This is a genomic window from Vibrio sp. M260112, from assembly GCF_036533775.1.
In the GTDB taxonomy this organism is placed as follows: Bacteria; Pseudomonadota; Gammaproteobacteria; order Enterobacterales; family Vibrionaceae; genus Vibrio.
Genome location: NZ_JATABH010000007.1, coordinates 105,040 through 132,010 on the forward strand (window position 1 = coordinate 105,040; position 26,971 = coordinate 132,010).

Below are 26,971 nucleotides of genomic sequence, written 5' to 3' on the forward strand. Positions count from 1 at the left end.
TTTTATTCCATGTGTTTATAGCGACCTATTGTCTATCAACTTTAATTATTCCTCTACTGAAACATCATACGTTTTGCTAATTATTTGTGATTGTTCAACAATTATCGGCCCTTGCCAACGTTGATGGCTAATTGCGACCGCTAAAACATAGCGTCCTGGTTCGATTCCAATGTTGCCGAGTGAAGTTGGATAATCTGCATCAACGGTTTGTCCCCAAACACGAACATAATTGCCATCGACATAGTCATAGACCGATGTATCCAGCTTAGGCAGTGGGCAATGTGGATTGAGTAAAGCGTTACGCTCTACTTTCCATTGGGCTTTGGCATTCCAGCGCACTGAGACTGACGCTTTCGGTTCCCCAAGAATTAGCCACGAACTCCAAGATGTCTGATCTGCGGCTGTGACATCAATTCGATATAATCCCATGGTGACGCGACTATTTAGATTGTATCGTTTGGTGTAAACCTTAGTTCCGACTTCGTTGTCTTTTGGGGTTGCTTCCGTAAAAGTATTGTCTGTCGAAATTGGCTTAGACACCCAACGCGTTAAAGAAATGTCTTTGATCTCTTTGCTGGCTTCGACCTCTACGATAGCACGGTATGCATCACGGCCAGGACTTTGAATATCTGTCCGACGTACGATGACATTATTGACCCATTGAGGTAACGATTTATTGTCGAGTGTTTTACCACAATCTATTTCTAGTGACTGAAGTAAAAGGTCATTTAGATGAGGTGTGATAGAGCGATTCTGTTCCAGTTGCCAAACTTCTACTAGAGACGAAAACATAGACGGAAGATCGTCATTAAGCAGATGCTTATGCGCCTGCGTTAATGGTGAATTGCTTTCGAACCAAGGTACTTGTAGGGCTGAAAGCGGTGCACTGACCAATAGTGCACCGAGTAATAGGCTTGGTTTAACCATTAGGCTTTCATTTTGTATCCAACGCCACGAAGCGTTTCAATCTCTAAACCTGGTAACTTTTGGCGCAGCTGCAACACGTGTGTGTCTACAGTACGAGTTGTTGGGAAATGATTGTATCCCCAAACATGGTCTAGTAGTTCGTCACGGGTAAACACTCGGCCTAGATTGCTTGCCAAAAAGAGCAGCAAATCGAACTCAGTACGCGTTAACGTAATCGATTCGTCTCGGTAGAAAACTTCACGAGTTGCCTTATCGATGATCAGATGCTCTGTAACCACTTTAGTGTCGTCGAAAGAATCCCCTTCAGGTGCACGCAGTTGCGCTCGAATACGGGCAAATAATTCCGCTTCGGCAAAAGGTTTGGTCAAATAATCGTTCGCACCTGCGTCTAAACCCATCACTTTGTCTTTAACCGTCACTAGTGCAGTCAGTAGGATAACGGGTACATCTTTCAGCTTTTTCCATTCTACAAGGTGGTCAACTGAGTCACCATCAGGTAACTGACGATCAAGGATGACAAGATCCGCTTTTTCCCAGTACTGAGTGACGTCAGCAATTGTTTCTGAGTGGAAACATTCGTATCCCGCTTGTTCAAGGCTGACTAGCAGGCCATCAGCTAAGTTTTTGTCATCTTCAACGAGAAGCAGTGTCTGTTTCACAAGGTATCTCCAAAATAAACGTTGTTGGTGGACCAACTAGCGACATTTTTCCGCCCATCCTTCCAACCATAGATTCTACAATGGTTAAGCCTAATCCTAGGCCACTTTTACTTACAAACGGCTTTCGAAGTTGACGCCAATCTTTAGCAGACAACTCGCCCTGATCCATCACTTTAACCGTAATTTTTTGTTTCGCTGTTGTCACATCGACAACAACGGGTGCAACACCATACTTAACCGCATTGCGTATTAAATTGTCTATACAGGTTCCTAACCAATATACATTGAGTTTGGCCGCCACGTCTTGGTTTATGACAAATTTGACGTTGCTATTAAACTCTTCTTCAACTTTAAATTCTAACCACTCTCCAACCGATGGTACCCAGTCTGTTGCAAGAGGTTTGTTATCAGATTGCAAGTAATCTTTACTCGCTTCAGCAAGCTGACGTAAACGTCGTGAATCTTCACATAAACGGCGAAACTCGTCGTAGACAGTTTCGGGTAGCTTTTCAAATTCACGGCGAAAGCCTTCGACCGTTAACGACAAACTGGCGATCGGTGTACGCAGCTCATGAGTCAGAATTTGCAAAATGAGCATTCTGCTCTTCATCTCTTGTCGTTTTGTATTCCAGCGATAAACAGACCAGCCCATCACCAACAAAATGTTGGCAATGACTAAAACCACCATACTAATGCGTAAAACATCAGAGTGATCTTCAACTTCCCAACACAAATTACCGCGTTGAACAAAACAACTTGCGCTCGAGTCTCTTAAATTAAATGTAACCCCTGCCGTTTCGATGTTCTTTCGCCATACGCTCTCCGGAAACACGAGATAATTATCATTTTGGCGTAACCATAGCTCATTACGCTCAACGAACATGCTCGAACCAGAAATCAAAGCAAGGACGGCATCTTCGTTCATTCGCTGTAAACGCCCCAGTAAGGTCGTATCCGGAGCGAGTTCGCGCTCCTGAATATGCATGTACTGTTGCAAATTCTCCAACTGGTCAGGATGCCCCAACACATAACGACTAGCATATGTGCCGCCGCCCGGATGAATCAACGCACTGCGAGCAAACCATTTTTCGCTCAACTGAGTTCCCTTACACATCGCTCTCGTAAACACCAGTGGTTCGGTGATTAAAGGGCTAAGTGGAAGTTTACCTGTACAGTTTTGTGCAAGGTTATAGAGACGTTGAACATCTCGCAGTGGATACGTGGCGGTCTGAGGCAGCATAGATTCAGGCGTGAGCAAACGTGTGGGATAGTCAGACTGCAAACTACGAATATCGTAAGACACCGTCGCCTGCGACTCATCAAATAGATCCACAAATCTGTCAATGCGCTCTGGCAGCGACTCAGCGTATACACCACCCGACTGTAATAACAGGCCAATTATCGCTGCTTTTAGTATCGTCTTTATCAATGCAAAAATTTAATAAATCAGTAGGTTAGATTTAGAGTAAAACATTATGACAAAAATACAAAATCGAAATGTGATATCCATGTCATAAATAACAAAAGCCAGCATATTGCTGGCTTTTATATTGAAGTGTTTAGCTTATAGTGCTTTAGAGATTGCGTCTACGCTCTCTTTCGCATCACCAAACAACATCTGGGTATTTTCTTTGAAGAACAGTGGGTTTTGAACGCCTGCATAACCTGTGTTCATAGAGCGTTTGAATACGATAACATTTTGCGCATTCCACACTTCCAGTACAGGCATGCCTGCAATCGGGCTGTTTGGATCTTCAAGCGCAGCAGGGTTAACCGTATCGTTTGCACCAATCACCAATACTGTATCGGTTTGAGGGAAGTCGTCATTGATTTCGTCCATCTCTAACACGATGTCGTAAGGTACTTTAGCTTCGGCAAGTAACACGTTCATATGACCAGGCAGACGACCTGCAACTGGGTGGATACCAAAGCGAACTTCAACGCCTTGCGCACGTAGCTTCTCAGTGATTTCATGCACTGGGTACTGCGCTTGTGCTACCGCCATACCATACCCTGGAGTGATAATAACTGACTTCGAGTTCTTCAGCATATCCGCCACTTCTTCAGCCGACGTTTCACGGTGTTCGCCCTGCTCTTCATCGGAAGAGATAACCACTTCTTGACCGAAGCCACCAGCAATAACGCTGATAAATGAACGGTTCATTGCTTTACACATGATGTAAGACAGAATGGCACCCGAAGAGCCGACAAGCGCACCTGTTACGATCAAAAGGTCGTTCGCTAACATAAAGCCCGCTGCCGCTGCTGCCCAACCTGAGTAAGAGTTCAGCATTGAAACAACAACTGGCATATCGGCACCACCGATTGAAGCGACCAAGTGATAACCAAATGCAAACGCAATTAGAGTCATCACGATAAGCGCAAACATACTGCCATCAGCATTAACGAAATGAACCAAAAGCAACGTTGAAACAACAATCGCTGCAAGATTCATTTTGTGTTTATGCGGTAGATTTAGTGGCGAAGATGAGATAATGCCACGTAGCTTACCAAACGCAACCACCGAACCTGTAAAGGTAACCGCACCAATGAACACACCTAGGAAAACTTCCACAAGGTGAATGACATGCTCTGCGTGAGTTGCTGACTCCGGTGCATCAAGATAGCTGTTAAAACCAACAAGAACCGCCGCCATACCGACAAAGCTATGTAGAATCGCAACCAATTCTGGCATCTCGGTCATTTCTACTTTCTTCGCGAAATGGATACCAATGCCACCACCAATTACCATAGCGATGATGATCCAAACTAGACCTTGAGAGTCTGGACCAAAGATCGTCGCGATCAACGCGATCGTCATACCTGCGATACCATAGTAGTTCCCTGATCTCGCAGACTCCTGCTTAGACAATCCGGCTAAGCTCAAAATAAAGAATAATGCAGCAACAATATAAGCTGCTTGTACTAATCCTGCAGACATTCCCTGTTACTCCTTAATCTTTACGGAACATTTCAAGCATGCGCTTGGTAACGGTGAATCCACCGAAGATGTTGATACTCGCTATCAGTACTGCGATAAACGACAGGAATGATACGACACCATTGCCCTGACCGATTTGCAGTAATGCGCCAACAACGATAATACCGGAAATCGCATTCGTTACTGACATAAGCGGAGTGTGGAGTGCATGGGTAACATTCCATACCACGTAGTAACCTACTACGCACGCAAGCACGAACACGGTAAAGTGAGATAGAAACGCCGCTGGAGCGACAGACGCGATCCAAGCAAATGCACCTACCGCAGCAACCAAGCCTGCCATTTTCTTAACTGGTGAAACTGGCTCTTCGACTTTAGGTTGTGGTTTCGCTTTCGGTTGCGCTGCTTTTTGCTCAGGTTGCGCTGAAACTTGAATGGGTGGTGCAGGCCAAGTAACTTCACCTTCCTTAATAACGGTGACACCACGAAGTACAACATCTTCAAAATCGATGTTAATGTTGCCATCTTTTTCTTTAGCCAGCAGTTTAAGCAGGTTTACGATGTTCGTAGCGTAAAGTTGCGAAGACTGGGTAGGAAGACGACCGACCATATCGGTGTAGCCTACGACCTTAACGCCATTTGCTGTTGTGATGACTTTGTCTGCAACTGTGTATTCACAGTTACCACCGTTAGCTGCTGCTAAGTCCACGATCACGCTACCTGCTTTCATGCTATCTACCATCTCTTTGGTAATTAGCTTAGGTGCAGGACGACCAGGAATTAACGCTGTAGTAATGATGATATCAACATCTTTCGCCTGTTCAGCGTAAAGTTCAGCCGCTTTCTTGTTGAACTCATCCGACATTTCTTTGGCGTAACCATCGCCAGATCCCGAGTCCTCTTTAAAGTCGACTTCTAGGAACTCAGCACCCATTGATTGGACTTGCTCTTTAACTTCAGGACGAACATCAAAAGCGCGTACAATCGCACCGAGACTGCCAGCCGCACCGATAGCCGCAAGACCGGCAACACCCGCCCCCGCAACGAGTACTTTCGCTGGTGGAACCTTACCTGCGGCAGTAATCTGACCGGTAAAGAATCGACCAAACTCATGCGCAGCTTCAACGACCGCGCGATAACCAGCAATGTTCGCCATGGAAGACAGCGCATCAAGGGCTTGTGCTCTTGAGATACGCGGCACAGCGTCCATCGCCATTACGTTAATGTTTTTGCTTGAAAGCTTTTCCATTAACTCTGGGTTCTGTGCTGGCCAGATAAAACTGATTAAGCTTGCACCATCTTTTAGCAGTGCAATTTCATCATTCTTTTCATCTGCAAGAGGCGCATTGACCTTTAAGATCAAATCCGACTCCCAAACCTGCTCGGTAGAAACGATTTTCGCTCCCGCCGCTTCAAAAGAAGCGTCATCGAAACTCGCGAGTTCACCTGCCCCAGCCTCTACGTTAACTTCGAAGCCTAATTTTAATAACTGCTCGACCGATTTCGGCGAGGCAGCCACTCGCGTTTCACCCGCGAGTATTTCTTTTGGCACACCAATTTGCATTAGCTATTCCTTGACTATCAGCAACAATGATTGTTCTGTTTTTATCCAACGAATTTAGATACTTCAAGCATTTTGTAACAAAAACACAAAATATCATTACATATAACCGTTGGAAATGAATAAACTAGCTGGTTAGATCGTTCAGTAATATGCCACAGATCAGGTCAGAAAAAGCCTAACCAGTTGGGAAAAATTACCGTTAAAACAACCGATTATCTAGCATCTAAATACTAAAAAGAGCCATCAGCATAACGACTAATGACTCTCAAGTTTATGATGCTTATCAATTTGCGATAGGATCTTATTGGAAAATGTTGTCGCCCATTTGATCAATGAACATTTGTGCTTTCTTCAACATAAATTCGTTGGCATCGTTCGCAGTTGGCAAAACGTCCGAGCGAATAAAACGGTGTGATTTTATCTCTTCACCAAACTGTTTGGTAATTCGCCCTGCTATCCGGTATTGACCACCCTCTGACTGTGCTTCTTGATAGATCAAATAACCCTTATATTCAACAGGTTCTACGGCAACTTCTGGTTGCGCTTTCTGGCCCCCAAACAAGCGAGAAAAAAGTCCCACACACTACTCCTTGGTTAATTACTTAGCCTTGTGCAAAAGTGGTTTTTCGAACCACTCAAGTTCAATGTCATCATCAAATACCTGCTTACTGAATATGACAGGCACTTCATCTTTCCTATTTTTACGTCGGTCGTCAACAATCATTGTCTTGGCGCCTTCAACCGCCACCGTCGCATATTGCTTTAACGTCACTAAACGTTCTTCAGCCAACGCCGACAAAAAATCGATGTCATGGCGAATATAGACTGGCCTCAATTGACTCAATGCTAAGCAAGCTAGATCAGCCAACTGCTCATGATCAAAGTTTTCAATATATTCTGGCTGGGCTAAGACTTGCCCGACCAAGGTTTCCATATAGTTATGTACGTCAACACTAATCTGCATATAACTCAACTCCCTTTAAGAGTTACCTATCCTAACATTGCTTACTTCATCGCGGCGCGTGGTTTTCATAGTGATGCGTAATCAAACACCATTTTTTGAACACAATTCATACACGCCTTAGGTTTTCATAGATAAGTTTAGTAAAAAGCTTGGAAATTCATCAAATAAAAGTATTCTTAACGAGTTATTAATCAACAATTGTTTCTATTCAGGCTAGGTTTCATGTCGTTTTCCGTCGTCACTACAAATTGGTTCCGAATTGCGTTACCTCTGCTATTGCTGACGTTTATCGCCTTCGGTATGGACAATGTAGTGAGACTCACTCAAGCGAACCTTGGTTTCGTCACCAAAATGCCTTTTGTTTTGTTCGCAACGGCTATTTTGCTTGCCAATCCATTTAAACAAAGTCGCATCGCGATGACAGCGAGCGCCCTTGCAGTGGCTTACTGGTTGATCCAAAACCGTTTACAGTCACCTCTGTCTTCTGGCACCACAATCTTAGAGCTTTCGCTGCTGGCTGCATTGCTACCTATCGCATTAGTTTTAGTGTTTAGTTACAAGGACAGCAATCTGTTTTCACACTCTTTTGCCATCTACTTGGTTAAGCTTGGCCTTTTTGTACTGTGGTGTTATCTCATTCTGACGCATTTCTATGACGGCGGCTTCGACGACATTAATGAAACTTTTTTGTTTGTGATCCCAACCGTTTCAAAGCTGCCGTTTATTCTCGTAGTCTATCTACTGGCTATGGTGCTGATATTTGCCATCTGTGTGCTGAGTCAAAATCGGATAATCGATGTCGTGCTCTATTCGTCAGCTTTGCTCGCGTCGACCACATTTGTTTTTTTCCATATTCCGCATATCTCGAGCACCATGTTCTCTATCGCTGGCATCTTGCTATTGGTTTACTTGTTGTCTGCCAGTTACGAATTGGCGTTTAAAGATACATTGACCGATATTCCTGGTCGCCTAGCGCTTGAGTCTGATTTACGCCATCTGGGCAGGCGTTACACCATTGCCATGCTGGACATCGACCATTTTAAGTCATTCAATGATACCTACGGGCACGATACAGGCGATGATGTACTTAAACTTGTTGCGAGTCGCTTACAGCTCGTTGGTGGACGTGCTAAGGTGTATCGCTATGGAGGTGAAGAGTTCACTGTCCTCTTCAAAGGAAAGCTGGCTGACGAAGCAAAAGATCATCTTGAACTGCTTAGAGCCTCAATTGAGTCTTACGAAATGACCCTGCGCAATCAGGATTCTCGTCCAAAGAGTGACAAATTAGGTTCTAAAAAACGTGGGCCGAAAAAGAACGAAGAGAGCGTTAATGTGACCATCAGTATTGGTGTTGCAGACAGCAGCGAAGGCAAGGACGTCTACACGGTTATGAAGAGTGCAGACGAGGCTTTATACAAGGCCAAAAAGTCTGGACGAAATCAGGTCTGTCTCGCCTAGCGTAGCCGTCAATCTGCCTGATTAAAGAACAGTACAATGCTGCCCCCTTTGAGGTTACTCCCGTAATTGATATTCAGGCCGATTCCAACATTATCAATCCAATCCGATTCAAACGGTGGCGTCATTAACCAACCGACAGATCCTTCGTAATAGAATGAGGTACCAAGTGGTTTGCTGGTATCGCCACCAATATCTATTCGTCGAAAACTACTGTACATAGATTGAACTGAGCGCCCGAAACGGCTGACGTTGTAATAGGCTGCAATACCATTCGCGCTATACCACCCTTCAGGATTGCCGACTTCTCCAAAGTTAGCCTCTCCCCAACCTTGTCCATAAAAATAGTGGAAAGATGACGACAAATTCCAACTTCCCCATGTGGTGGGTTTGTTGTACTTAAATTCAACATGTGGCTCAACCGATAGCGCCCATGCATCAGTGTTAAAAATGACATTATCCAATGCGGGTTTTACCACATTATTCGAGAAATCACTGCGGTAATCGTGATTATTTCTAAAATATTGAAGATGTACGCCAACGCCTGGGGTCACTGTCCAAAAGTCTGTCAGCTGGTATTTATATCGGTAGGCAGTAAACGCACCTAACACAAACTCGTGCTGATAATCATCTCTATCCTGTTCCCGGATTTCGTAGTCTTGTCTCGAAGCCAGTACTGAGAACCGTGTAAAGATTTGGTGTTTATGAACCGCTTCATCGTCGCTAAGATCAAAGGTATATGGTAGCGCCGAAACCGCAATTTGCTGACGCAAAAGAACCGACTCCTGTGAGCCGATATCTTCGTTGTCGAGATTGAACCACTCGTTTGGATCAAAATCGTGGACACCGAAGGTAAAAACGTCACTATCAGTTAGCACGATAGCCGCTGAAAAAGCTTGTTCCAGATAGGCCTGATACGCTTGGCTTCCCTTCGTACACGCGAACGGTGACACAAGCACTAAAGGCAGGGATACATAGCGAGATAGCCGTGAACCAGACATCGAGACCCGAACTCAATTAGATCAATAATAAGAATAAGTTAACGTCAAAGTTCCGGTTAGGCAATACGAACATTTGACTATTTTGAACACTTAAATTGATTACGCCCTGACACCTTAGCTTGGTAGAGTAACTTGTCGACGGAGTCGTAAAATTCGTCGATACTTTCACGACCGGTTGGAACTTTGCTGAACACACCCTGTGACACCGTCACGTAATTGGCAATATCACTGTATTCATGCGCTATTTGGGCATTCTCCAATGCATCTTTTATTCGTTGAGCATCGGTGTGCGCTTTGTTTTCATCGCTATGGCCGAGAATAACAACAAATTCCTCACCACCATAACGACCTACGACTTCACCACTTCTTTCGAACAAACCGTTAAGGATCGAAGCAATAGTGACTAAGCAACGATCCCCTTCCAAGTGACCGTAGTTATCGTTGTAAAGCTTAAAGCGATCAACATCGAGTAATATCAAGCTCAATGGCAGTTCATGGCGTCCATGTAACATGATCATCTCTTGAAGCTCTGAATCGATACAGCGACGATTTTTAACTTTGGTCAAACCATCTTCTTGAACGAGTTGAGCGAGTTCTTGGTTGGCTTTGGCGAGCGCTGCGGTTTTCTGTTTCAGTTCACGACGCATAAAGGCAATGCGTTGCATCGCAACAAGCTTAGAATTTAGGACAATTTTATCAACGGGCTTAACGAGATAGTCATCACCACCAGCCTCAATGGCATTTGCGACCATGCTTGGCTCATCATGCCCACTAAGAAAGATGATGGGAACCCAGTCAGGATAGAGCTCCCGGATTTTGCGTGATACCTGAAAACCGTTCATGTCAGGCATAGAGATGTCTAAGAGAATCAATTCAGGTTCAAACTCTGGATAGAGCTCAAGTGCACGGCTACCAGAGTCAGCCATCTCGACCGTATGGCCAAGTTGCTTGAGACGAATTGCCAGTTGAATACGTTCCATCTGAACATCATCAACCAACAAAATCTTCATTGAAGAACCGTTTATTTCCACTCTATCAATATCCTAGTGCGGGTATCCGCTAATAAATCGTCAAATCTTCGTTTAAGCCGGAAAAACAATCAAGAAATCACACGCTTAATAAAAGCATACTCTACCACGGGTTATTCATCCATTGAAGGTTGACTTTTAGCGCCATTTTTTTACGATAGCGCGGTTACTAAATACATTTTAAGAGAAATCATACATGTCTGACGTTAATCAAACAGAACAACCAAAAGTAGACTTAGCAGAAGTATCAGCAGAACTTCGTCAAGTAATTGAGTTTGACCAAGTTCCGGAAGCGATGCACTACATGGTGACGTCAATCCATGAAGTTTCTGAAGAAGCCGTTCGTGAATCTTGGAATGAGCTACCAAACAGCGCACAAAACGTTTTGGATAACTTTGAACAGTTTCATGCACTTGTTTCAGTAAGTCAGGCATTTGCTGGTCTTAATGTAATGGAAGAGTTTCCTTCATTAAACCTACCGAAAGAGATGACTGAAGAGCAAAAAGAAGAGTACCGTGCTCAACTGCTTGATCAAGTCCTTCACAACTGTGTGAAAGATATGGTCAAGCAAATTAAGAAAGCACGCCGTGACCCTATTCTAAAACGCGACTTTACTGACGTATTCGCGAAATAGTAGAGTTTAAAAACGCCGCTAAATGCGGCGTTTTTTAGTTCGATAGCACAATGTCTCTCTGAGTAACACTGACACCTTTGATTTGCGCATAAACACTCATGCCTACGGTCAAGGCTAATTCATCTCTCGCCCAAGCGGTGATTGTGGCACCTAAATAACAGTTTTCAGCTAACTTTAACTGGATCGATACACTCTGTCGTTCTTGCCCACTTGAGTATGTTTCAATACTGGCTATCGTCGCCAAAAAGATGTTGCGGATTGACGTTCGTTTCGGCTCTTCAAGCATCAATGACACGTCATTTGCCCTAACTTGTAGGCGAACAGGCGCCCCAATTGTTCCATCAACCTTTTGCACCCACAAATTGATATCTGGAGCAAGTTCGACCTTAGATAATGCGTATTGGGTATTATGCTCAATAAGGCGACCCTCGAACAATGAGCTTTGCTCTGAAAAGGACTGCCATGGCTTCATTACCTGTGAAGACCAGACTTGATCTATCGGTCCCGCTACCGCAATTGTCCCCTGTTCTACCACAACCAGATGGTGCGCTAAACGCAAAACCTCGTTCAAGCTATGCGAGACATAGATAATCGGAATCTCAATGCTGTGGGCTAACTGTTCCAAATATGGCAACACCTCGCGTTTGCGTGGTAAATCAAGGGATGCGAGTGGCTCATCCATCAATAGAATGCTCGGTTTAGACAATAACGCACGACCTATGGCAACGCGCTGCTTCTCGCCCCCTGAAAGCTGATGAGGATAACGGTCAAGCAAGGCTCTGAGCGCTAAGAGTTGCACAACGTCATCAAAATGCACGGGGTCTTCCGACTTAACTCCATAGGTAAGATTTCGGCTGACTTTAAAATGTGGGAACAACCGAGCATCTTGAAATACATAGCCAACGTTGCGTTTGTGAACCGGCTTATTAAAGCGCTTTGAGGAGTCAAACAGTGTTTCACCATTTATCACAATGCGACCTTGTGATGGCGTGGTTAGCCCAGCAATGACATTAATTAATGAGGTTTTACCCGCGCCAGAACGGCCAAATATTGCGATGATACCTTTCTCTGGTAAATGAATATCGATATCAAAATTGGCATCGCCCAGTGACTGCTGGTAGCATATTTCCAAGCTCATAAGTTGCCCCCTAAGCGCTTAGCACCGACTCGGCTTAACCACTCGGAGGCAATCAGAGAACTCAACGCGATTGCAATTGAGATAATGCATAAACGCATCGCTTCTGTTTCTGAACCAGGAGTCTCGATAAAGTTGTACATCGCCAGCGGGATAGTTTGCGTTTCTCCTGGGATATTCGATACAAAACTGATGGTAGCGCCAAATTCACCCAGGCTGCGCGCAAAGGAGAGCATCGTCCCTGTAATTATCCCAGGAATCGTTAACGGAAGAGTGATGGTGAAGAAGATCCTCACTGGTGAAGCGCCAAGCGTCGCCGCAGCTTGCTCCAACTTGACATCGACGCTCTCCAAACTCAAACGAATCGAGCGCACCATCAATGGCAAAGCAACAACGATACACGCCAATACTGCCCCTTTCCAACTGAATGAAAAGACAATATCAAACTGTTGATATAGCCACTGACCGACAAACCCTTGTCTGCCCATAGAGATTAGCAACAGATAACCGATCACAACGGGCGGCAAAACCAGTGGCAGGTGCACCAAGCTATCGACAACGCTTTTGCCAACGAATTGTTTACGTGCAAGACCCCATGCTATACCAATACCCATTGGGATGAGCCAGATAATGGCAAAAAATGCCACCTTGAGGCTGAGCAAAAGTGCCTGATATTCGTATTCTGTTAGCACATTCAGTTCCTATTAATGTTCGACTTCGAATCCATAGCGTTGCAAAACGTTGCGCGCCTGTTGTGTTTTCATAAACTGCGCGAATGCCTCTACTTGCGGCTTAGCATTAAGTTGAGCCATGGGGTAGACAATCGGCGAGTGGCTCGATTCCGGGAGGCGAGCAATAATTTTAACCCCCTCACTCATTAACGCATCCGTTTTATAGACTATTCCCAAAGGCACTTCGTTACGCTCAACCAGCGCAAGTGCAATGCGAACGTTATTGGTCGGTGCAAGGGAGCGCTCAACGGCTGTCCAGATACCGAGACTCTCTAGAGACTCTTTAGCGTAGATTCCTGCTGGAACCGCATTGGTCTGCCCTATGGCAATACGCCCTTTTTGAAGATAGTTAAGCCATGAGGCGCTATCATTGATGTCCAGCGAACCTTGGTGGTTAACCGGAGTGATGACAACGAGCTGATTTTGAGCAATACTGGTTACAACGTCACTATTAATAACCTTCTGTTCTATAAGGTAATTCATCCATTTCTCATTTGCCGCGATAAACACATCAGCGGGTGCTCCTTGGTGGATTTGTCGAGCGAGAGACGAGGTACCGGCGTAAACAGGAGTAGCCAAAAGCGACGACTGTTTTTCAAACTCACTGACCAATTCGTTCACCGCGTTGGTCATGGATGAAGCCGCATAGATGCGGAGTTTGTCTTGTGCTTGTACTGACACGCTCGCGGATAGAAGTAAGCCCGCACCAAATGTTGTTAGGAGATTTTTTATTGTCATCACTTATACAGTTCAGGCCAAATTTGTTTGAGATCGAGATGTTGTTCAATTGCATCCGCAATTCGGTCAATCGCGCGTTGCTGATTCGCTTTGTGATCGACCTGTGCCACATTACCAGCGCCTGCCCAACGGAATATGGTGTCGGCCGCTTTTGGATCATCAAAGATACCATGTAAATAGCTACCAAACACTTGATTACAATCACTAATCGCTCCATCAGCCACTGATGAGTCCAATACGATTGGTGCGAAACCACACCTAGAAGTGATGCCCGCATGAATTTCATAACCACTAACCGTCGCTGTTTGTCCACCTAAAGTTAGCGTTCCTTGGACATTCGTTAATGTCTTATGTGGCTTTAGCTCTGTATCGACCTGCAAATAACCAAGCCCAACACTAGAACCTGCCGTACTCTCGATACCAAGTGGGTCATGTATCCATTCACCCAGCATCTGATAGCCGCCACAGATCCCCATTACTTTACCGCCGAGGCGTATATGGCGTTGGATATCAGTATCCCAGCCTTGGCTACGCAAGTATTCCAAATCGCTGCGTACCGCTTTTGAACCGGGTAATATGACTAAGTCGGCATTGTCTATGCGCTGACCATTCGTCACGTAGCGGAAGTTAATCTCAGGGTTTACCCTTAAAGCATCGAAATCAGTATGATTGCTGATGCGCGGCAAGATCGGGACAACAACATTTAAACGGCTCGTTTCTCCAGTCACTTGTTGCGCATTAATCGCATCTTCAGCCTCAAGATCAAAGCCGTGCAAATATGGCAAGACACCAATGACAGGTTTACCCGTTTTCTGTTCTAGCCAATCTAAACCTGATTGTAACAACGAAATATCACCCCGAAAGCGGTTAAGTACAAAGCCTTTTACTCGTTGTTGCTCTGATTCCGATAGCAGTGCCAACGTTCCGTATAGGTGAGCGAAGACGCCACCGCGATCAATATCAGCGACAATGATCACAGGGACGTCGGCTTGCTCAGCAAATCCCATATTAGCAATATCGTTTTCTCGAAGATTAATTTCTGCGGGGCTTCCGGCTCCCTCAATAAGCACTGTATCGTATTGTTGCTGAAGAATGGCAAACGACTCCATAACAATCGGTAAAGCCGTTTTCTTATAGCTCTGGTAACCGATCGCATCGACCGTGGTCGTCGCTTTGCCCTGAAAAATAATTTGCGCCCCAGTATCGCTTTGAGGTTTAAGTAACACAGGATTCATATGCACGCTTGATTCAATATTCGACGCTAACGCTTGCACCGCCTGTGCACGACCAATTTCACCGCCGTCCGGCGTTACTGCACTATTTAGTGCCATGTTTTGTGGTTTGAATGGCGCGACCTTGACGCCCTTTCTGGCGAGCACTCGGCATAAACCTGCCACAAGGACACTTTTACCGGCATCTGAGGTGGTTCCCTGAACCATAAGAGCTTTTGAATTGGACTGCATTTGTTTTATCAATCGTGGTTTAGCGTTGAGTCATAATAAACGTTTTTTAACTATTCCCTCAAAAAAATGAACGGAATATGAATCTCATACTCAGCAATGGTTCAAGAAGCGCCTGCTTTAATAGCATCATCGATTTGATACTACCTAGTTAAACAAGGAACACAAAAATGAAAAAAATGATTCTCGCAACGGCAGCCTCTCTAATCCTTGCTCCTACTTTTGCAATGGCAAACGATGGACACCACAAACAATCAAGCCGCGTTTCATACACCGGGCCTGTAGAAATCACCAGCGTTGATACCTTGCTTGCTGATACGAGCATGTTTACCGAGCGAAACGTGGTCGTCGAAGGTACATTGTTACGTCAAGTGAAAGGCGATACGTTTATCTTCTCTGACGGTAAAGGTGAGATTCAAGTGGAACTCGATGATGACATCATCATGACCCAACCAATTAACGAGACCACAAAAGTTCGTCTATTTGGTGAATATGAAGCTGGTAGAACCCCAGAAATTGAAGTGGATCATATCCAAATTCTATAATTAAATGAATTAGTCTCTCGATTAAGTTATTATTTGGCTTGCTTATTGCAAGCCATTTTTTAGTCAATTTATTGTTGTTAGTCGGAGACTACATTTGAAAAAGATCATTTTGGCCAGTGCCTTAGCATTCGCAGGTATCAGTGGAAGCGCCCAAGCAAATAATTTCAATTACAACTTCTTCGAAGTCCGTACTGCGATTGGGCCTGAAATGACAGGTGCAGAATTCAGTACCTTCTTCACTGAAAACTCGCATTTTATACTCCGTGCCGATTCCCAATTCGATAAGGACTATGACTTAGCTGGCGGTATTGGCTTCAACGGCCCAATTAGTCAGTTTGCCGATGTTTACGGTCAGTTATTACTTCACCAAGTAAAGTTCACTAAAGAAGCTGGCGGTGAAAGTGAAACTCAAGCTGAAGTGAATATTGGTGTTCGTCTTTGGCTAACTGATCAAGTCGAAGCAACGGCAAGACTTGGCCGTAACGGCGATTCATCCGTTGCTCATGCTGGCGTTCGTTTCCATTCGACTCAGCAACTTTCGCTTTCTGCTGAAACGCGTAATAACGGCTTATATGGCCCACAAATCACAATGTCAGTGCGTTTCCAGTACTAACCTTTCGATACGATTGCCAAAATAAGAACGCCCAGCTCAATGCTGGGCGTTCTATTTCGAGTCTTAGCGTTAGCGAACCACAATCTTTCTTGGCACCAGTTCAACCCCTGGCTGGTAACGCTTTGACGCGGCATTGAGGGCAAGTGCCATCGCGCTGTCAGCAATTAGCTCAAATTGCTGTGGCAATGAGTTAATTGGCATAGGAAGAAAATCAAGGAGACGATTGTCACCAAACGTAGCGATTTTAAGCTTACTTGCGAGTTCTGGTCGCTCTAACAGTACATCAAGAACCCCTTCAAGCAGGGTGTATGACGTAGTAACAATCGCATCTGGCAACTGACCACTATCACACCAGTCACTCAATACCTTTTTGCCATCCGCACGATTAAAGTGCTCACCATAGCCAATGGTGTACTGAGCCTGATGTTGTTTAATCGCCTTTTTGAATCCAAGTTCACGTTCGCGAGATATATTCAACTCAGGTAAGGCGCCAATAAGCCCGACCGTAGTTACACCGTCACTTAAAACGGACTTCGTCAATTCGAAAGCACCACCAAAGTCCTCACTGATCACGCAAGAAAAATGTTCGTCGTCTAAAGGACGGTCAAGTGCAATAACGGGAGTCCCTCGGTTCTGCAAATCGATGTAATAATCGCTAGCTTCTGGTATGACACTAGCAACAAACAGCGCGTCCACTTTTCGACTCACTAACGCATGCACAACACTTTTTTCAGTTTCTGGATCATCATCAGAACATGCGATTAAAATCTGATAGCCCGCTGAGCGAGAATTTTGCTCCAAGAGTTTGGCTAAACGCGCATAACTGGTGTTTTCTAAATCAGGAATTATCAGGCCAAACGAACGGCTTTGCCCTGCTCTAAGCGTACTGGCCGCCAGATCTGGGCGATAGTTATGCTCATCGACCACAGCCATGACGTTACGCTGTGTTTTCTCACTAATTCTGTATTTTTGAGCCTTACCATTGATTACATAGCTGGCGGTGGTTTTCGAAACCCCTGCCAATTTGGCTATTTCATCCAGCGTCATATCACCAACCTTTGTTCTGTGCGCGAGCTCATAATACTTCATAAAGGATCTCTCGATGAGTTGAATTATATGCTGAAACGATTCAGTATAAAAGCTGAAAGGATTCAGCAATACTCATAAAGTGAGCCAAATCACTCAAATATAGCGATAGTGAATGTAATAGGCTCCTTATAACTCAATCAGTTAGAGTGAAATAATGCTGAATCCACATATTTTGGCCTTTTTGCTGAATCGATTCAGCTGATATCAGCAAAAAGCGAGTGACTTTTTGGGCACAATTAACCCTTTTAAAATCCTTAAGGCTGGAGAAGCGCCATGCTTAAGTTAGCAAATAGCGACATCACACTCGCTCAAGTAGCAAGTGACAAATTTCAAGCGATTCAAAACATCGCAGCAAGCCTCACCCAAGCAGGCCTTGTAGAACAAGGCTATGTTGAAGGCATGTTGAACCGAGAGAAACAAAACTCGACATTTTTAGGTAACGGCATCGCGATTCCTCACGGGACTACTGATACACGATCAATGGTTAAAACAACAGGCGTTGCTGTCCACCACTTCCCTCAAGGCGTTGAATGGGGAGAAGGCAACAAAGTTTACCTAGCGATTGGTATTGCGGCTAAATCAGATGAACATCTCGGCATTCTTAAACAACTGACTAAAGTACTATCCGCGGATGGTGTAGAAGAGCGTCTACGCGATGCTAAAAGCGCACAAGAAATTATCGCGTTGCTCAATGGTGATGTACAACTTGAGGCTGACTTCGACGCGTCATTAGTACAACTGCAGTTCCCTGCTAGCGACATGGTTCAGATGAGCGCTGTTGCTGCGGGTTTACTGAAAAACACTGGTTGCGCGGGTTCTGAGTTTGTTACAGACATCGTATCAAAAAATCCTACGCACCTTGGTCAAGGTTTATGGTTAGTAGGTAGCAATAAGCAAGTTACACGAACTGGCGTATCGTTTGTTTCAACGGCAAACGACTGCGAGTTTGAAGGTCAAAAGGTACGCGCACTCGTTGCTTTTAGTGCATGCAATAGCGCCCATAGACCTATCCTTAACCAGCTTTCACAACTCGTATTCAACCAACAGCAAAGTAAGCTAATCGACGCTTCTGTTGAACAAGTGCTGTCACTGCTAACGGGTGAGTCTCAACCTTCATCGCACGTCGAAGAGACGAATAGTGCGGTATTTAAAATCAAAAACGCCCATGGCCTGCATGCACGTCCAGGCGCGATGTTGGTTGCAGAAGCTAAGAAATTTGAATCAAACATTCGTGTCGCAAACCTTGATGGTGATGGTAAAGAAGTCAACGCCAAGAGTCTGATGAAAGTTATCGCTTTAGGTGTTAAACACGGTCATCAACTCAAGTTTTCAGCTGAAGGTGCTGACGCATCAATGGCGTTGGAGTCCATCGGTAAAGCAATCGCTTCTGGCCTAGGTGAAGGCTAAGGAAACGGTATGAATCAAGTGAAAACTAACCGAGTGGTAACTATCACACTAAACCCTGCCCTAGATCTGACTGGCACACTAGACAGATTAAATACCGGTTCGGTAAGTCTTGTTGAAAAAAGCAACCTTCATGCGGCTGGTAAAGGCGTCAATGTTGCAAAAGTACTTAGCGATCTCGGAGCTAATGTCACTGTTACCGGCTTCCTCGGCAAAGACAATCCTGAACTCTTTCAACAACTTTTTGATCAAATCGGTGTGGATAATCAGTTCATTGAAGTCGAAGGCGCGACACGTATCAACGTAAAACTTGTTGAATCCAGTGGTCAAGTCAGTGACATCAATTTTCCTGGCGTGCAAGTAACTCCTGCCGATGTGATGCGTTTTGAGCAAACCCTTTTCTCACTCGCTGAGACCCATGATTACTTTGTGTTAGCGGGTAGTTTGCCGGGTGGTGTAAGTGCAGAACAATGCGCCACTTGGATCGAACAACTCCGCCAAAAAGGCAAGAAAGTTCTATTTGATAGCAGTAAATCTGCGCTTCGCGCAGGTATAGATGCTCGTCCTTGGCTAATCAAACCAAACGAAGAGGAGCTAGGTGATTTCATCGGCCAGCACCTCACTACACCAGAACAATGCCAAACGGCCGCTCAGACTCTCAGCGATAAGGGCATCGAAAACATCGTCGTCTCAATGGGAGCCGATGGTGTGATGTGGCTCAATCAGGGCCAGTGGCTTCGAGCTCAACCTCCGAGAATGAACGTGATTAGCACAGTAGGTGCAGGCGATACGCTTGTGGCTGGCTTGTGTTGGGGCCATATGCAATCAATGCAAAAACAAGAATTACTTCGCTTCGCAACTGCGCTGTCAGCTCTGGCTGTTAGCCAAGTGGGCGTAGGACTAACCAGTGAGGAACAACTGGAAAACATCAAGCTGCAAACTGAAGTCAGCGAACTTTACCCTAATACGCACTTAGACAAACACTAAGGAACAGAAGGTTATCAGTATGAATATTGCTATTATTACAGCTTGTCCGAGCGGTGTTGCAAACAGCATCCTCGCGGCAGGACTATTAGAACAAGCAGCAGCGAAATTGGGCTGGAATGCAAAGATTGAATGCCAGTCAAGCGTGATTGAGCCAACCTTACTTAGCAGTGATGATATCGCGCAAGCCGATGCAATTATCATCGCGTCAAATACGCCTGTTGATACTTCGCGCTTTGTAGGTAAAAAAGTTTACCAAGCCGAAATAAGCTCTGTGGTTAATGATGCAACCGCATTTTTGCAAACCGCACTCAACAATGCGCAAATCCTTTCACAGCCTACAACAGTGGGCGCGAGTTCAGACCATGTTGCGGCTGGTAAAAAAATCGTCGCTATTACCGCTTGTCCCACTGGTGTCGCGCACACTTTCATGGCCGCAGAAGCACTGGAAGAAGAAGGCAAACGCCGTGGTCACCAAATTAAAGTCGAAACTCGTGGTTCAGTGGGCGCAAAAAACCAATTAACCGACCAAGAAATTGCTGAAGCCGATTTGGTTATTATCGCTGCGGATATTGAGGTCCCCCTTGATCGCTTTAACGGTAAAATGATGTACCGCACCAAAACTGGGCCTGCACTGAAGAAAACATCGCAAGAAATGGATAATGCATTTGAGCAAGCATCGATCTACCACCATTCAGGTAATGCGAATTCTGCTGTTGATGATAAAAAAGGTGCCTACAAGCATTTGATGACGGGCGTATCGCATATGTTGCCTGTCGTGGTTGCTGGCGGTTTAATCATCGCCCTATCGTTCGTATTTGGTATCGAAGCATTTAAAGAGGAAGGCACTCTTGCCGCAGCCCTAATGACAATTGGTGGTGGCTCAGCATTTGCACTGATGATCCCTGTTTTGGCGGGTTATATCGCCTTCTCTATTGCTGACCGTCCTGGACTAGCCCCAGGCCTTGTTGGTGGTATGTTGGCAAGCTCTACTGGTGCCGGCTTCTTAGGTGGTATCGCAGCAGGTTTTATTGCAGGCTATGCCGCTAAGTTCCTAGCCGATAAAGTATCACTTCCTCAGTCAATGGAAGCACTTAAACCGATTTTGATCATCCCATTCGTTGCGACACTATTTACTGGCTTGGTAATGATTTACATCGTCGGTGGCCCAGTTGCAGGAATCATGAACAGTCTGACTGATTTCCTCAACAACATGGGCTCAGACAGTGCCGTTCTGCTTGGTGTTCTACTTGGCGCAATGATGTGTTTTGACTTAGGTGGTCCAGTGAATAAAGCGGCGTACGCGTTTGGTGTTGGTCTACTTGCCTCACAAACTTATGCGCCTATGGCTGCGATTATGGCCGCAGGCATGGTTCCGGCTCTAGGCATGGGACTTGCGACTTTCGTTGCTAAGAATAAGTTTGACCAAAGTGAACGTGAAGCTGGTAAAGCCTCATTCGTACTCGGTCTATGCTTTATTTCTGAAGGTGCGATCCCGTTCGCGGCGAAGGACCCTATGCGTGTTATCCCAGCATGTATGGCAGGCGGCGCATTAACAGGTGCCCTATCTATGCTGTTTGGCGCAAAATTAATGGCACCACATGGCGGTCTATTCGTATTGCTAATTCCTAACGCGATTACTCCGGTTGTGATGTACCTTGTGGCGATCGCAGCAGGTACTGCGGTTACAGGTCTAGGTTACGCTTTCCTCAAAAACAGTTCAGAATCAAAGCAAGCGACATCGGCAACGGCTTAACTCGATTCATTGCCTCCCCCCTTACTAGGCATAAGCACCTCACACGAGGTGCTTTTTTGTTATGGATTCAGTTAACAATCTACAATTCAATAACATAGTCATATGCAATTACATACTAATTGCATGCATATTTTGACCTGTGCACAGTACGCAGTGCGAATTTGTTGTATAGTGTGCGGGTTTTTCATTAACTTAGCTTATGTCGTTAGTGCCTTTCCTCTATTTCTACTCACAATTCAACCAGTTAAATAGCAAAACTGAACAGTTTGTTAAACAGTTGAACCGGAATAAGCTTGAATATGCCCCATACCTCACTAAGAGAAGCTGAAGTGGTTGTAAACCGACTCCGAACTGCGATCCATCTTGAAAGTGAACTCAAGGTAACAGTGAGCGCTGGCTTGACTGAAATATCTCACAGCTCAGAGCAATCATACAAACGAGCAGACATCGCACTCTATGAGTCTAAGTCTTCTGGGCGTAACCGTGTATCCATACTCCCTGCTTGTGAAGCTAGCACGATTGCTTGATTTTGGTGCATCTATTTGACCTATGATGCACCAATTCGTGACATTGATTTTGTAATCCATTTCTAACTTACTGATCTAACGGGCATCTTCTTCTTGGCTTAATTCTTGTACTATTCTCTATATCACCTTTACTGCACTAATATGGAGATTAGAATGCAAGACACTCTCACCGTTATACTCGCAGGGGGAATGGGTTCTCGACTTAGCCCACTCACGGATCACCGCGCTAAACCAGCTGTTCCTTTTGGTGGCAAGTACCGCATCATCGATTTCACGCTGACTAACTGTCTCCATTCAGGTTTGCGTAAAATTTTGGTGCTGACTCAATACAAATCGCATTCGCTGCATAAACACCTACGTGATGGCTGGTCGATTTTTAATCCTGAACTGGGTGAGTTTGTCACCGTTGTTCCCCCGCAAATGCGTGGCGGTGGCAAGTGGTACGAAGGCACGGCTGACGCGATTTATCACAATCTGTGGTTATTAGAGCGCAGCGATGCAAAGCATGTGATTGTGCTATCTGGCGATCATATCTATCGCATGGATTACGCTGAAATGCTTAAAGATCATATTGAGAATAATGCCGCGCTCACCATCGCTTGTATGGGAGTGCCAAGAAAAGATGCGTCTGCTTTTGGTGTCCTCTCAGCGAATCCCGATGGGCTGATTGACACATTCAGTGAAAAGCCTGCAAACCCTGACCCTATGCCAGGCGATCCTGATAAAAGTCTTGTCTCGATGGGTATCTACATTTTTGAGATGGAAACTTTGCAAAGAGTTCTAGAACAAGATGCAGCCAGTGAAAACTCGTCCCATGATTTTGGTAAGGACATCATCCCCAAACTGATCGATGAGCGTAAAGTCTATAGCTATAATTTCTGCTCTGATCGTGGACGTGTTGCAAAAGACTGTTACTGGCGTGACGTTGGCACCATCGATTCGTTTTATCAGGCCAATATGGATTTGCTTGAGCCTATACCTCCAATGAACCTGTATCAGCCAAGCTGGGGGATTCGTACCTACGAACCTCAGTTGCCCCCGGCTCGAACGGTCTCATCCGCTACTGGCAATGAAGGCATTTTCATCAATTCGATCATCGCCAATGGTGTGGTCAATTCTGGTGGTTCAGTGCAACATTCGATCATCTCATCCAATGTTCGCATTGATGATAGCGCAACCATTGTCGATAGCATTCTTTTTGATAGTGTTAAGGTCGGCAAGGGTTGTAGGTTGGTCAACTGCATCATCGATAAGCACGTAGTGATCCCCGACGATACAGAGATTGGTGTTGACCCAAAAGAAGACGCCAAGCGTTTCCAAATATCAGACAAAGGTATTGTGGTCGTTCCTGAAAGTTACAAATTTTAGTTAGATTGCTCGTATAAGGCCTTGGAATAATCCAAGGCCTTTTTTTTGTTTATAGTGGGCAATTCACCTCATCCCAGAACCAGTTAGATTGGGTTGGTGATTCCCAAGTTCCTGGGCTGTTTTTAGCGATAAAACACTTATCGTTATAGAGGTACGTAGTGCCATTTATAGCTTGGGTTACACCGGGTTCCCACTGCACTGCTGGACCAGTTGGGTTAGTACCGCCGTTGTCGCCACCAGTTCCACCATTACCGTCTCCGCCCTGTGAAAGATCTGCAAGTGGTAGATCAGGGTATTCCGCCTTCAATGCATATTCGACTCCGTTGATCTTCACTGTGTAGTTAGCCGGGCCAGAAATGGGTAAGTAATAAACCATGTCTAACTCATAAACCTCACCATTGGCCATGTTTTTCCAGCTTGGCAAAGAGAACGACACGCGGTGCATTGTGCCATCAAGCCCGCCAATGTTGTCCGCTCTGGTATGTCCAGAAGAGATAACCGCGAGTCCACCGCCCGATTGATCTTTGGCGTTATCTGGCGCTGAGACAGGAATATCAAACTGGAACTCCGTCCCACCAGGAATGACCTGACCGGTATTGTTGGTAAAGGTTAATTTAGGGTTAATTGGGTAGTTTTGATCCCCGACTTTAAAGCCGCCCACCGTTACCGCTATATCGACGGCTTCTGCTGGCATTGCACCCGTCGCAACTTTATTGCCATAAGGTGTCGCCGTTGCAAATTTGTCGTAGATTGCCTTAGTCATCGTGTTACCCATATGGTACTCACCACTACCGTTAGCACACGCTTGTTCTGTCAGATCTACGCTGGTACGTTGACCATTCGCATCTAGGTTATAACAGTTATAGTCCCCTGCTAATTCCCAGAACATGATTCCACCAATCTCTTTGTCAATGACGTAGTCCGCTTTGACGGAAACTGACTGCTCATCTTCGGTTGAGAGGAAGACGCTCTTCTCTGCATTCCATAACCAAGGAGCAACGGCAACCGAATCATAGTTGCGTGTATAAGTACCAACCAGTTGGTGCTGGGGATTATTTGGGTCTAGTTTGTACGCCGATGTGTAGCTGCCTAAGATACCATTTTCTAGGTTTTTAGCGTGCCACATTGGACCTGAGCCTGCCCCCATCTCATTCCCTTTAGGGTCAGTATCGTGCCACATATTATCGATACCAATAGCACCGTTACCGCAATTGTTGCTTTCACCTTCACCCGTACCTTCAGGACATTCGGCCTGATTTGGCAGTGCAGCTCGACCCCATAGACCATTCGTCCCACCAGTTACTCCCTGCCAACCGCGTGTATAGTAAGGTACGCCGATATTGATTCGGCCAGCTGGCATTGAACCGCGGAAATAGTGGTATGCCCAATCGGTGTTAAGATAACCTATACCACCGTACTGAGCAGTGTTGTAAACGTTCCATTGCGCCAACTCTGAATCTTCACCAGTGTCATACAGTGCGGCGTTGTGACCAACATGATCGTTCCATGCGCCGTGCAAGTCGTAAGACATAATGTTGACGTAGTCGAGGTACTTGGTCACATCAAATGTTTCCATGCCGCGTAACAGGTACCCAGAGGATGGCGCGGCAATGGTGAGCATGTAGTGCGTACCATCCTGTGCGGAAGCTGCATCGAGTTTTTGACGAAGTACCTTCATCAGTTCTTGGTACGATGCCCATAAGTACGGACGGCGTGGTTCCATAAAATCTTTATCATATGGGTTTCCTGCGCCAGCCATTGAAGTCGGATATTCATAGTCAATATCTAAACCATCAAAACGGTAGGTACGCATCATGGCCACCGCAGAGTCGACAAACTTTTCTATCCCAGCGTGGTTAATTGAGCCGTCGGCATTCGTGGTCATCGAGTAGAAACCTCCGTCAGCGACGCGATTTCCATCAGCACCAAAGTGACCGCCAGTTTCTGCCCAGCCACCAATCGAGATCAAGGTTTTAACGCCATAGCGTTCCTTGTATGTAGCGAGTGCACCAAAGTGGCCTTTGAAGCCAAGAGTTGGGTCAATATCGACGCCTTGCCACTCTTTTCCAGTCGCGGCATTATTCGGATCATTGACATCACCCAGATTGACTTTGCCATCCGAGCCAATCCCTACAAACGCATAGTTAATATGAGTAAGCTGCTCCCACGGAATATCTTTCACCAAGTAAGCGGATTGAGGATTATCTCCCGCGCGCCAGCTGGTAAAGTAGCCAATAACTCGACGTGGATGATCCACCCCCATTAATTCGCGTCCATCTTCGTCGTACTTGGTACAATAAGGGACATTGATGCCTTCCGTTTGATACAGGCCATCAGGTCGACAGTTCGCAGCCGTTGGTTCACCGTTAACCACCAGCGAAGTCGTTGTTGAATTGGTTGTGGCACCTAGGTTGTCGGTCGCCCTTGCATATACCGGCAAACTACCCGCTCGGTTCGCGGTGTAGTTAAGTACATATGGTTCAGTAGTGACCGTTCCGACAAGAGCCCCAGAGACAAAGAAGTCAACCTTATCGATCGTTCCATCCGAATCAGCAGCATTGGCGGTAAGGGAAACTTGTGCACCCTGGTCAACAACTTCATTCGACAATAAGATATTTATCGTTGGTGCAATATTATCTGGCGTATTCGAGCTGACGTTAATTTGCACGCTGCTTAGTTGACTCTTAACGCCAGCGTCATCATAAGATGCTACTGCAATTTGGTGCGCTCCAGATGTTGCAACCCAAGTCGACGTATAAGGAGCAACGCTTACCTCCGCCACGACTGTGCCATCGACGACAAACTCCACTTTGCTGATTGTTCCATCTGCATCCGCTGCGTTGGCAGATAGAGTGACAACGTCACCTTCAGCAATCACATCACTCGCTTGAGGTTGAGTTAATTCCACCGTCGGAGCTTGGTTATCTCCTGCTGAAGTACAACTGCCTAATTCACTCCAGAAGTCCCACTGGCTCGATGAGTTTAACGCTGGGTCATTGTTCCTTGTCCAATAATTAGCCTGATATCCTTTGCCCTGATACTCAACTTGATCGCCGCCTGAATAGGCAACGGTAGAGTCCCAACCAACTAGCGTCGTACAATCTATCGCTGCGTAGCTGTTAAACGCCATTAAGCATGACGCACTTAACGAGCTCAGCGTGAACACGCGTTTAATTGTGTTCGGTTTAGATGTATGCATTTCCCGTAATCCTTAACTTGTTGTTTCACAATTAGATTTATTTTTGATTAACGCTGATGGACTTAAAATCCCCAGTAAAATAACACTAGATAAGATTGGAAAATTCGCACGAAGATTATCGCAATACTCCAAATTGACTCGCAATATGGAATGTTGTACATGCAACAAGGTGACACTTAATTTGCATCGATAACTAATTTTTGATTTATTTCATCAGAAAAAAATAAACCTCTCCACGCTTAGCATGAA

24 protein-coding genes are annotated in these 26,971 nt (G+C 45.4%); 9 read left to right on the top strand and 15 right to left on the bottom strand.

From position 1 onward, the window contains the following. Positions 1-45: 45 nt before the first annotated feature. The 7 genes from QTN95_RS05375 to QTN95_RS05405 all read right to left on the bottom strand — a co-directional run bounded on the left by QTN95_RS05375 (position 46) and on the right by QTN95_RS05405 (position 7,055). Positions 46-927 (bottom strand): DUF2861 family protein, encoded by an 882-nt coding sequence (locus QTN95_RS05375; RefSeq protein WP_331416625.1) that lies wholly within the window; start codon positions 925-927, stop codon positions 46-48. Then, the gene (gene vxrB, locus QTN95_RS05380; RefSeq protein ID WP_138970607.1) at positions 927-1,586 is read right to left on the bottom strand and encodes a response regulator transcription factor VxrB; all 660 of its coding nucleotides are present in this window, start codon (positions 1,584-1,586) and stop codon (positions 927-929) included. The genes QTN95_RS05375 and vxrB overlap by 1 nt, the downstream gene beginning before the upstream one ends. After that, positions 1,561-3,024 carry a sensor histidine kinase VxrA gene (gene vxrA / locus QTN95_RS05385; protein WP_443088776.1) on the bottom strand — a complete coding sequence of 488 codons (1,464 nt, stop codon included), beginning with the start codon at positions 3,022-3,024 and terminating at the stop codon, positions 1,561-1,563. The genes vxrB and vxrA overlap by 26 nt, the downstream gene beginning before the upstream one ends. A 126-nt stretch (positions 3,025-3,150) precedes the next feature. After that, positions 3,151-4,527, bottom strand: a complete 1,377-nt coding sequence (gene pntB / locus QTN95_RS05390) for a Re/Si-specific NAD(P)(+) transhydrogenase subunit beta (RefSeq protein ID WP_138970609.1) — start codon at positions 4,525-4,527, stop codon at positions 3,151-3,153. A 13-nt stretch (positions 4,528-4,540) separates the two neighbouring features. After that, positions 4,541-6,091, bottom strand: coding sequence for a Re/Si-specific NAD(P)(+) transhydrogenase subunit alpha (locus QTN95_RS05395; protein WP_138970610.1), 1,551 nt, complete (start codon positions 6,089-6,091; stop codon positions 4,541-4,543). A gap of 301 nt (positions 6,092-6,392) precedes the next feature. After that, on the bottom strand, positions 6,393-6,671 hold the full coding sequence (locus QTN95_RS05400) for an HlyU family transcriptional regulator (protein WP_138970611.1): 279 nt from the start codon (positions 6,669-6,671) through the stop codon (positions 6,393-6,395). A gap of 18 nt (positions 6,672-6,689) precedes the next feature. After that, positions 6,690-7,055 (bottom strand): late competence development ComFB family protein, encoded by a 366-nt coding sequence (locus QTN95_RS05405; protein WP_331416627.1) that lies wholly within the window; start codon positions 7,053-7,055, stop codon positions 6,690-6,692. Positions 7,056-7,277: 222 nt separating this feature from the next. Here QTN95_RS05405 and QTN95_RS05410 point away from each other — a divergent pair, with 222 nt between their 5' ends. Next, the gene (locus tag QTN95_RS05410) at positions 7,278-8,513 is read left to right on the top strand and encodes a GGDEF domain-containing protein (RefSeq protein ID WP_331416628.1); all 1,236 of its coding nucleotides are present in this window, start codon (positions 7,278-7,280) and stop codon (positions 8,511-8,513) included. Between the two features lie 8 nt (positions 8,514-8,521). Here the strand turns inward: QTN95_RS05410 and QTN95_RS05415 are convergent, their stop codons facing one another. Further along, entirely contained in the window at positions 8,522-9,511 is a 990-nt protein-coding gene (locus QTN95_RS05415) for a Solitary outer membrane autotransporter beta-barrel domain (protein ID WP_331416629.1), read from the bottom strand. A gap of 77 nt (positions 9,512-9,588) precedes the next feature. Beyond that, positions 9,589-10,542, bottom strand: coding sequence for a GGDEF domain-containing response regulator (locus QTN95_RS05420; RefSeq protein WP_331416630.1), 954 nt, complete (start codon positions 10,540-10,542; stop codon positions 9,589-9,591). Between the two features lie 193 nt (positions 10,543-10,735). Between QTN95_RS05420 and QTN95_RS05425 the strand changes: the two genes are divergently transcribed. Next, positions 10,736-11,173 (top strand): DUF3069 domain-containing protein, encoded by a 438-nt coding sequence (locus tag QTN95_RS05425; RefSeq protein ID WP_138970615.1) that lies wholly within the window; start codon positions 10,736-10,738, stop codon positions 11,171-11,173. Between the two features lie 34 nt (positions 11,174-11,207). Here the strand turns inward: QTN95_RS05425 and modC are convergent, their stop codons facing one another. The 4 genes from modC to QTN95_RS05445 are packed head-to-tail and all read right to left on the bottom strand — an operon-like array spanning position 11,208 to position 15,240. Further along, positions 11,208-12,311: a molybdenum ABC transporter ATP-binding protein ModC gene (modC, locus tag QTN95_RS05430; RefSeq protein WP_331416631.1), complete on the bottom strand. Its 1,104-nt coding sequence runs from the start codon at positions 12,309-12,311 to the stop codon at positions 11,208-11,210. Then, the gene (modB, locus tag QTN95_RS05435) at positions 12,308-13,006 is read right to left on the bottom strand and encodes a molybdate ABC transporter permease subunit (protein ID WP_331416650.1); all 699 of its coding nucleotides are present in this window, start codon (positions 13,004-13,006) and stop codon (positions 12,308-12,310) included. Before modB ends, modC begins: the two co-directional genes overlap by 4 nt. Positions 13,007-13,012: 6 nt before the next feature. After that, positions 13,013-13,777: a molybdate ABC transporter substrate-binding protein gene (gene modA, locus QTN95_RS05440; RefSeq protein ID WP_331416632.1), complete on the bottom strand. Its 765-nt coding sequence runs from the start codon at positions 13,775-13,777 to the stop codon at positions 13,013-13,015. Beyond that, a complete protein-coding gene (locus tag QTN95_RS05445; RefSeq protein ID WP_331416633.1) occupies positions 13,777-15,240 on the bottom strand; it encodes a cobyric acid synthase in 1,464 nt (487 codons plus the stop codon). The genes modA and QTN95_RS05445 overlap by 1 nt, the downstream gene beginning before the upstream one ends. Before the next feature lie 167 nt (positions 15,241-15,407). Between QTN95_RS05445 and QTN95_RS05450 the strand changes: the two genes are divergently transcribed. Together QTN95_RS05450 and QTN95_RS05455 are read left to right on the top strand one after the other, a co-directional pair. Then, positions 15,408-15,782, top strand: coding sequence for a YgiW/YdeI family stress tolerance OB fold protein (locus QTN95_RS05450; protein WP_331416634.1), 375 nt, complete (start codon positions 15,408-15,410; stop codon positions 15,780-15,782). Between the two features lie 94 nt (positions 15,783-15,876). Further along, positions 15,877-16,395 carry a hypothetical protein gene (locus QTN95_RS05455; RefSeq protein ID WP_331416635.1) on the top strand — a complete coding sequence of 173 codons (519 nt, stop codon included), beginning with the start codon at positions 15,877-15,879 and terminating at the stop codon, positions 16,393-16,395. 69 nt (positions 16,396-16,464) lie between these two features. Here the strand turns inward: QTN95_RS05455 and cra are convergent, their stop codons facing one another. Next, positions 16,465-17,442: a catabolite repressor/activator gene (gene cra / locus QTN95_RS05460; protein WP_443088853.1), complete on the bottom strand. Its 978-nt coding sequence runs from the start codon at positions 17,440-17,442 to the stop codon at positions 16,465-16,467. A 315-nt stretch (positions 17,443-17,757) separates the two neighbouring features. On the opposite strand from cra, the gene fruB reads away from it, so the two are divergent. From fruB to glgC, 5 genes are all read left to right on the top strand, one after another. Then, complete coding sequence (gene fruB, locus QTN95_RS05465) at positions 17,758-18,891, top strand: fused PTS fructose transporter subunit IIA/HPr protein (protein ID WP_331416637.1); 1,134 nt, start codon at positions 17,758-17,760, stop codon at positions 18,889-18,891. A gap of 9 nt (positions 18,892-18,900) precedes the next feature. Next, on the top strand, positions 18,901-19,875 hold the full coding sequence (gene pfkB / locus QTN95_RS05470) for a 1-phosphofructokinase (protein ID WP_331416638.1): 975 nt from the start codon (positions 18,901-18,903) through the stop codon (positions 19,873-19,875). A gap of 19 nt (positions 19,876-19,894) precedes the next feature. Continuing rightward, on the top strand, positions 19,895-21,628 hold the full coding sequence (gene fruA / locus QTN95_RS05475) for a PTS fructose transporter subunit IIBC (RefSeq protein WP_331416639.1): 1,734 nt from the start codon (positions 19,895-19,897) through the stop codon (positions 21,626-21,628). Positions 21,629-21,927: 299 nt separating this feature from the next. After that, positions 21,928-22,155 carry a diguanylate cyclase domain-containing protein gene (locus QTN95_RS05480; RefSeq protein WP_331416651.1) on the top strand — a complete coding sequence of 76 codons (228 nt, stop codon included), beginning with the start codon at positions 21,928-21,930 and terminating at the stop codon, positions 22,153-22,155. Positions 22,156-22,308: 153 nt separating this feature from the next. Then, positions 22,309-23,523, top strand: coding sequence for a glucose-1-phosphate adenylyltransferase (glgC, locus tag QTN95_RS05485; RefSeq protein ID WP_331416640.1), 1,215 nt, complete (start codon positions 22,309-22,311; stop codon positions 23,521-23,523). Between the two features lie 49 nt (positions 23,524-23,572). Here the strand turns inward: glgC and QTN95_RS05490 are convergent, their stop codons facing one another. After that, entirely contained in the window at positions 23,573-26,722 is a 3,150-nt protein-coding gene (locus QTN95_RS05490; RefSeq protein WP_331416641.1) for a chitinase C-terminal domain-containing protein, read from the bottom strand. Between the last annotated feature and the right edge of the window lie 249 nt (positions 26,723-26,971).